Source organism: Psychromonas hadalis ATCC BAA-638 (assembly GCF_000420245.1).
In the GTDB taxonomy this organism is placed as follows: domain Bacteria; phylum Pseudomonadota; class Gammaproteobacteria; order Enterobacterales; family Psychromonadaceae; genus Psychromonas; species Psychromonas hadalis.
Window position 1 is genome coordinate 1 of the sequence record NZ_ATUO01000275.1, and the last position, 2,516, is coordinate 2,516.

A 2,516-nucleotide genomic window follows, 5' to 3' on the forward strand; every position below is an offset into this window, starting at 1 on the left:
ATTTCCTTTTATTTGACTTGAAAATAACATAACTGAGATCAGAAATTAGATGAAGGTGTGGTTGCCCTGACGCTTACTATTCAACCGAAAAATCAGGATATCTTTAATCATTTATATACGTTAGCAGATCTTATCAATAATAATGTAAAAATTGGACAGCATCAAAACTGGCCAGATACCCAGATTATGGAAGCTAATGGCCTGAATATATGGAAAGCCAATAAGTATAATTTATTGTTTGATCTGCTTGCTGCAGGGCGTTTTGATTGTTTTTCTCGAGGTGCGAATGAAGTCGTACAGGAGTTTTATACACATGCTTATAAAGGGATTGTTATTGAGAGTAATCTTATTATATATTACCCATTACCGCTCTATTATTTTATTAACAAAAACAAACCTAAGCTCGCAGAACGTATAAAGGAAGGATTACATGTTTTGCAAAAAACAGGAGAGTATGAGCAGATGTTTATCGCTAAATTTGGGCAAACATTACAGTATCTAAATATGCAAAACAGAGTGATTATTGAGCTTAATAACCCATTATTAAGTGAAACTACAAAACTACAAAACTACAAAACTACAAAACTACAAAACTACAAAACGACAAATGAGCGAGAGTAGGGCTTATTATGATGCACTAATACGAAAAGCTACCGCTCAGAAGTAAGCATATTATTTAGTGATGTAAGAGATAAGAAATACCATTAAAGTTATAAAGATCACTGAGTTAGCCTAGTATGTTAATATGCTACTTTAATTGGATTAGAATTTAAGGAGTCACTCATGGAATTTGAAGAAATGCTAAAAATATTGTCGAGTAAAGATGGATCTGATCTTTATTTGGCAACGGGTGCACCTCCTTCTGCAAAGTTTCAAGGCAATTTGAAAATAATAAATAATGAGCTTTTTAAGCCGGGTGAAGTTGCTGTTATTGCTGATTCCATTATGGATAGTGAGCAGAAAGTTACCTTTGAACAGGAATTGGAGATGAACTTAGCTATCTCTATTTCTGGTGTGGGACGTTTTCGTGTCAATATATTTAAACAGCGCAATGAAGTTTCTATTGTGGCGCGTAATATTAAAGTAGAAATTCCTAAATTTGAAGATTTAAGATTGCCTGAAATTTTAAAAGAGGTGATCATGACCAAACGCGGTCTGGTGTTATTTATTGGCGCGACAGGCTCTGGTAAATCAACCTCATTAGCCGCTTTAATTGATCACCGTAATGAAAACTCATCGGGTCATATTATTACCATTGAAGATCCCATTGAGTTTGTACACAAACATAAAAAAAGCATTATTAATCAACGTGAAGTAGGGGTTGATACACGCAGTTTTCATGCAGCTCTTAAAAATACGCTGCGCCAAGCGCCTGATGTCATATTAATCGGTGAAATACGTGATCGTGAAACCATGGAACATGCGCTTGTATTTGCAGAAACAGGGCATTTGGCCATTTCAACACTGCACGCAAACAATGCTAACCAAGCGTTAGACCGTATTATCAACTTTTTCCCCGAAGAGCGTCGCCCTCAGCTATTAAATGACTTAGGCAATAACCTAAAAGCATTTATTTCCCAACGCTTAATACCGACGATAGATGGTAAACGTTGTGCGGCTATTGAGGTAATGATGGGGACATTAACCATCCGTGACATGATCAAAAAAGGTGACTTTGGTTTGCTTAAAGATGTAATGGAGAAATCTAAAAATTTGGGTATGCAGACGTTTGATGGTGCTTTGTTCGATCTTGCTCTAGAGGGGCGTATTAGCGAAGAGGAGGCGACTAAAAACTCTGATTCACCCACTAATATTGCTTTGAAATTTAAACTACACAAAGGTGGCATTGCCGAGCAAGTGGAAGCTAAAGCAAAAAAAGAGGGTGGCGGTTTAACCCTTGAGCCTAAAATAAGTTTTGATGATCTCGATTTTTCTTAGATAGGCGAAAATAAAGTTTCACTTCCAATTTAAAAGACGGCGTATACCCGTTACCAATCAAAGTGCTTTATTCAGTCGTCAGCTCGGACACTAAGACAAGGCGCAGTATGATGACAATGTAAGCCCTTATCGAATACTGCAACGCCGAATTAGTTTTCGAGCTGGCGACCCACAAGGCAAGCTTTGAGGCAAGCATCTTCGTTGTTAGAAAGCATCGATTGAACCAGCTAGACCTTCAACTTTCTGCCTAGAACCTACTCACCTCACAGCTTGCTGAATTTTGCACCTTGAATGATAACGGGTATATATGTCGTCTTTTTTATATCGGCAAGAGTATTAATTTTCAGCTCTGTTTGATAACTGTGCTACTTCTTTTTTTGAGGGGGAAGTAATGCTTTAGCTCTAAAGTAGCACTTGGACGTAGGACTTTAGGCCTGCTTAGTTACCAAGGCGAAGCTGAAGCATCACGTCCGAATAAAGTGGCTTTATACCATATATGGACCCTCTCCGATTGCAAGACAATTTTGATCGTTGAAATAGAGTGCATTGCAGCCATATATTCGGCTTTTTTATGAGGT

At 37.7% G+C, this 2,516-nt stretch carries 2 protein-coding genes; both read left to right on the top strand.

What is annotated here, in order from left to right:
- Window positions 1–57: 57 nt before the first annotated feature.
- Window positions 58–621, top strand: a complete 564-nt coding sequence (locus G322_RS21445; protein ID WP_022943195.1) for a type 2 periplasmic-binding domain-containing protein — start codon at window positions 58–60, stop codon at window positions 619–621.
- 162 nt (window positions 622–783) lie between these two features.
- Complete coding sequence (locus G322_RS0118695) at window positions 784–1,938, top strand: PilT/PilU family type 4a pilus ATPase (protein ID WP_022943196.1); 1,155 nt, start codon at window positions 784–786, stop codon at window positions 1,936–1,938.
- Window positions 1,939–2,516: the final 578 nt, after the last annotated feature.